At 45.6% G+C, this 5,866-nt stretch carries 1 protein-coding gene; it reads right to left on the bottom strand.

Annotation, left to right across the window (positions count from 1 at the left end; translation table 11 throughout):
* The coding region (locus tag A3739_RS29325; RefSeq protein ID WP_197472038.1) for an Ig-like domain-containing protein at nt 1-5,866 on the bottom strand (5,866 nt) is incomplete at both ends.

Raw genomic sequence — 5,866 nt, 5'->3', positions numbered from 1 at the left:
GATTAATTGTTACAGTCATTGACGTCGTTGCACTATTGCTATCGACTTGGCTGCTATCATCGGGATCAACATCTTCATTATGAATCGTGACCTGCAGAACGATATCGCTTAGATGGCCTATTGCTGGCGTGATCGTGAGACCGGCAAGCTCAGCGGCTGTCAACGTCCAGCTACCATCTCCATTGTCAGTGCCAGCAGATAACGTAGCATCTAACGGCACATCGCTGATAGTGTAACCAGTAACTGACTCAGAACCGTCGTTATCTGCTAGGCTACCAGTGATATCCAAGGCAATAGCACTATTCTCATCACCATTTACATCACTCGCACTCACCGCAGGCGCATCAGCGACTGCTTCCAAAGTAACTTCTACCGAACCATTATAAACTTCACTAACATCGCCCTCTGTGAACGTTACTGCAGTCGTTAATGTAAAGTCATCGCTGGAATGTTCGACTGGCGTAAGGCTCAAACCGTCAAGATCAGCGGGATCCACTGTCCAGGTGCCATCACCGTTATTCGTACCCGCTGACAAAATCGCTCCAGTTGGCACACCACCGATCGTGACACTGCTCATTGTTTCATTAACATCAATGGGAGTTAATGGACCCAATTCAAGATCAAAAACTGCGTCTTCTGCTACAGTGACAGCCCCCGTCAGTGGATCACCGTCAGCACTAGGGTTCGATGGATCGATTGGATCAGTCGGATCGACTGGGTCAACCGGGTTAGGACCATCAATTACAATTGGATCATCAATTCCAGAATCGTCCAACATCGAAACAATCAATTCGCCTGAGTGAGACAGCTCAGAAATCAAATAGGTATCTGGATCAGTATCCTTAATATAAGCTGTCACGGTGATTGATATCGGATCAGCTAAAATTCCATCAGGAATGAATCTTAGATCAACGAGTTGATCAACAGTAAGCGACCAGCGACCATCTCCTAAATCATGCCCTGCTGACAAAGATGAACTCTGTGGAATATTAGACAGAATTACCTCGCTAACCTGCTCTGAACCGTCATTATCGGCGAGAGCAACATCGATCTGTAAAGGAATCTCATTGTCATCATTTATCTCTCCGGAAAGCAATGTAAGCGTCGGCACATCTGCTTCTGGGTCGACGTACACCGTCAGTGTCGAATCCGTTACTTTTGAAGAAATAACTCCGGTGTCAGGATCAGTATCTTGTGAATGAACGCTAACACTGAGGGTAAAATCACTACTACTATGAATTGGGGGAGTAATCATAAAAGTATTCACATCCGACCAACTATTAGTATCCGCTGTAAGGGTAGCACCACCCGGAATATCGCTGACGCTGACTAGGGTAAAGGTCTCTGATCCATCTGTATCAAGCAAACCAATATCCATTTGAAGCGGAATAGTGTAGTCCTCAAATAAGCGAGTAATTTCAGTATCAAGCAAAACATCATCCGCCACTGCATTGATTTCAACCGAAACTTCTCCCGTAAATACCTCAGTTGTAGTGCCTTCACTAATTGTCAAAGCAGTACCAAGAATTACATCTGCGCTGCTGTCCGGGGAGGGAGTAAATATCAGCCCATCAACATCAGACAATGGTACCGACCAATTACCGAAACCGTTATTAATACCTGCACTCAAATTCGCCAATAAAGGTACATTGCTGATAGTTAAAGACGATAACGTCTCATCACTGTCCGCAGGTGTAATCGGACCAAGTTCTAACGCTACTGCCGTGTCTTCATCAGTGCTAACACTGCTATTAAGTGGATCGCCAAGCAGACCATCAATCACAGACGTATCGTTGAAACTCACTGCTAAATCGGCCTCTATATAAGCGCTGTCCTGTGCTCCTGTGTCACTATCAGTGTCAGTTATATGAATCTGCACCGAGAGTACAAAATCATTATCGTCATCCGTGGCAGGTTGCAGGGTCAGTCCAGTCAATTCGGCTTCCGTTAAGTGAACACTTCCATCCAACTGTGCAGAACCAGCAGATAGTGTTGCCCCCTCTGGCAAGCCTGTAATAACGATATGATCGATCTGTTCAGATCCATCCATATCAACTAACGCGGGCGTTATATTCAGTTCGACGGACTGGTTAATTGACGTTTGAGCATCATAGACGGTCAGCTGTGGTTGATCTGCTTGGGCGCGAATATCAACCTCGACACTGTCACTCAATGAGGGATGATTGATATCGTCAGTAGTGACATCAACTGTAAGCGTAAAGTTATCATCTTGGTGCTCAATTGGCGTCAAGGTCAATCCGACTAGCTCAGCCTCTGTTAACGACCAAACGCCACCACTCTGATTTACACCGGAAGATAGCAGCACACCTTCAGGCACACCACTAATAGTGATGCCCTGAACCACTGCTGTTTCGGATGCCCCCTTATAAACAACAATATTAAGAGCCATTACTGTATCTTCCACCTCACTGATACTGCTGGCAGAGACCGACACACCATGGTCGCAGAGAGTCGTTATTGATAGTGTTGTCGATGCTGAAGCTTGAGTATCGCTCTCGCTGGCAACTGCATTAACTAATAGATCGTAACTGCCATTAAAGCCTTCTGGGTGGGATATTTCGAGATTGCCCAAATCAAAACCTGTAAGTAGTGCTTGAGAAATACCGTCGATTACCATCACCTCAGCAGTGAGGGCTCCGTCCGTCACTATAGATCCTACGGGCAGGTCCAATAACATTACAGACAGAGTTTCTGAGCCATCGATATCAACCAATGAAGCCTCTGCATTCAGACCATAATTAGCGCAATTTTCAACAACCAAAGCTGCATCAGGAAGTACATCAACGACCACAGTGGCTACTGATACATTAAACCCATCGGATATCGTTACTTGATAACTGTCTCGACCGAGAAAACCATCTACTGGAGTGTATGTGAATGTGCCGTCACCATTATCAAGAACAGCTCCGTTACTGCCCTGAGTAAATGATTGAACGATAAGAATGTCACCCTCCGCATCTGTGGCTGTAGTAATGACATTATCTGAATCTATACTCCCTTGGTCGATGCGCATAGACTGCTGCTGATCCAAGAGTGACGGAGCCCAATTCGATGGTGCCATCGAGATAGTAAAATCTGACTCAGCATTGTGATTTTGAATACCAATCGAGCCATCGTTCAGTAATTCTCCGAAGTCATAAGCTGTTTTTACAACACCATCTACTACAATGGACGCGACGCTGCCATCTACGACCAATGTCATCGCATTTGGCTCACCAACAGTAATTGTTTCCGGAACAAAGGTGTCAGCGACGATATCGCTATTTTCAATACCGTTTTCAATCTGATTGAACTCCCAACCTTGTTTACCAACACGCATGTAAGCGGCTTTATAATTATTAATATCGACATAATCAAAGATTATGGCCCCATTTTTATACTCCGGCCCCGGCAGGTTATATGTTGCGACCGTGGTCTCTAGTTGAAAAGACTCAGCCAAGGTACCGGCAAATCCTATCAAAGCTGTCGCTCGATCAGCACCGTCACTAATTGAGTTAATCGCGAAACTCTTACCCTCGAACTCCCATTCTTTTGCCTGGACTGACACGAAATGTGGATTACCGTCAAAAACTGCTGAAGAGAATGAAAAAAGGTCGATATCGTTAAAATAGACGGTAGCACTCTCTCCGTTACCAAGATCTATCGAGGCTATTCCGGCAATTTGATCGATCGTAACTTGCTCGGATATGTAGTTAGAGAAATCAAGTGTATCGTTTCCGCCGCCGCTATTGATGGTAAAGCTATCCCCATCCTCAAGTTGCCCAAACGAATAGGTATCATCACCAGGACTGCCAGTGACCTCATCTAAGTCATAGTAATCACCCTCAACCCCATCCGCGATAATCTGGAAATCATTATCCGTCAAGTCGATATTAATTGGATTAGCGCTACTACTCATATCGAGCTCGCCACTTACTGGCTCAGGAGGCACCTCGAGACTAAAATAGTCAATGATATTTACCAGCGGTTGGTCAGCAATACCTGCAACATTCACGACGCCTGGTACGCTGAGCTGATTACCATTATTATCAGTGATGGTAACAATGAATCCCATTTCACCATCAAGATGCAAAGTTGGCACAAATTCAAAACTGCCATCACTAAGGGGACTGACAGTCGCTTGGCTTGGATCATCCAATACCATCTCGTCAATTGAGATCACCTCGGTATCAATATCCGCTGTGTCAATCGTAAGAATATTATCCTCATCAATGGACGCGCTGAATAACGGCACGACATTCACATCGAATTCAACAACGCTACTAGCGGATGTTGTCAACATCGATTCTGCATCGGTATCTTCGCTGTTCACCGTTAAGGTAAGGCTGAAATTACCGCTATCACCGGGTGCAGAAGTGAGAGTTAGATCCTCTAGATCAGACTTTGTAAGTGTATAGCTACCGTTACCCAAATCTATTCCTGCGGACAGCGTTGCCCCACTGGGCAATCCACTCAAAGTCAATGAACTAAACAACTCACTACCATCAAGATCAATCAGATCCGCAGATAGGTTAAGCTCAATGGGAGTATCAACCAATCCTAATGCATGCTCGGCTGTGACGTTAGGTGCATCTGCCTCAGCCTCAACGTTGATCATAAAGCTAGCTTGTGTCTCGAACTGGCTGCTCGATAGATCATCATCATCTTGATCAACAGTAGTAACAACAACTGTTATAGTATGGTCCGCACTATCATGCTCTACGGGAGTAAATGTTAAGCCTACTAAATCATCGGCAGTGAGTATCCATTCGCCATTACCCATATCAATGCCAGCGGATAGTTGCGCTCCAAGAGGGACATTCAATAACATAATGTCTGCAATTGTTTCGTCACTACCGGCAGTCACAGCCACCGAAATATCAAGAGCAATTGCGCTATCCTCTACTCCATTCACATCGTTAGCGACAATTATCGCTGTGTCAGCAACCTCGTTAACAACAACAGTCAGCGTGTCACTTGTCTCAGCTTTAGAAATCAGGCCAGTGTCGCTATCAATGTCATCAATAAATGTAGTAATGGTTAATGTAAAATCATCACTACTGTGTGGAGGAGGAGTAATGGTTAAGCCTGTCAAATCAGACCCCGACACCTCCCAAATGCCTTCACCACGATCAATGCCTTTATTCAATTGCGCACCCGCAGGAACGCCGGCCAACTCGATATGGGTTATTTTCTCTGAACCATCTTCGTCAATCACATCAGTGCTAACTAAAAGCGCTATAGCCGAATCCTCATCGCCCTCAACGTCTTCAACAGTCAATGTTGGTGTATCAGCTACTGGATCTATATAGATAGTGTGGAGCAACGTTTGCTGTACTTCACTTGTTAGTCCCGTGTTCGGATCAGTATCAGTCAACGTAAACTCGATGCTCAACACAAAATCATCACTACTGTGCTCAGGCGGAATGATCTCTAGACCTTGCCATTCAGCAGCGGTCAATATCCATGTACCGTAACCGTCATCATAACCTGCAGAGAGCTGCGCGCCTGAGGGCAAATCGCTGATTGCCACTGCACTAATAGCCTCCGATCCGTCAAGATCATCCAGCTGAACAGACATCTGTAGAGGGATAGCATAGTCTTCAAATAACCTTGTAATGTCTCCCTCAATACTCAAGCTATCCACGACCGCGTTAACCTCAACATCCATCGTCGACAAGGTCTCAGACGTACTCACCTCTCCTGTCTCAGGATCGACATCTGCCACGCTCGCCAACACCGATAAGCTGAAGTCTTCGCTATCATGCAACGGTGGCGTAATCGTTAGACCGACCAACTGATCGACACTTAAGGTCCAGCTATTATCACCGTTATCAACGCCAGCTGATAACGTCGCACCCACTGG

It is taken from the genome of Oleiphilus sp. HI0067 (genome assembly GCF_001635735.1).
This window is presented reverse-complemented; position numbering and strand designations above follow the sequence as displayed.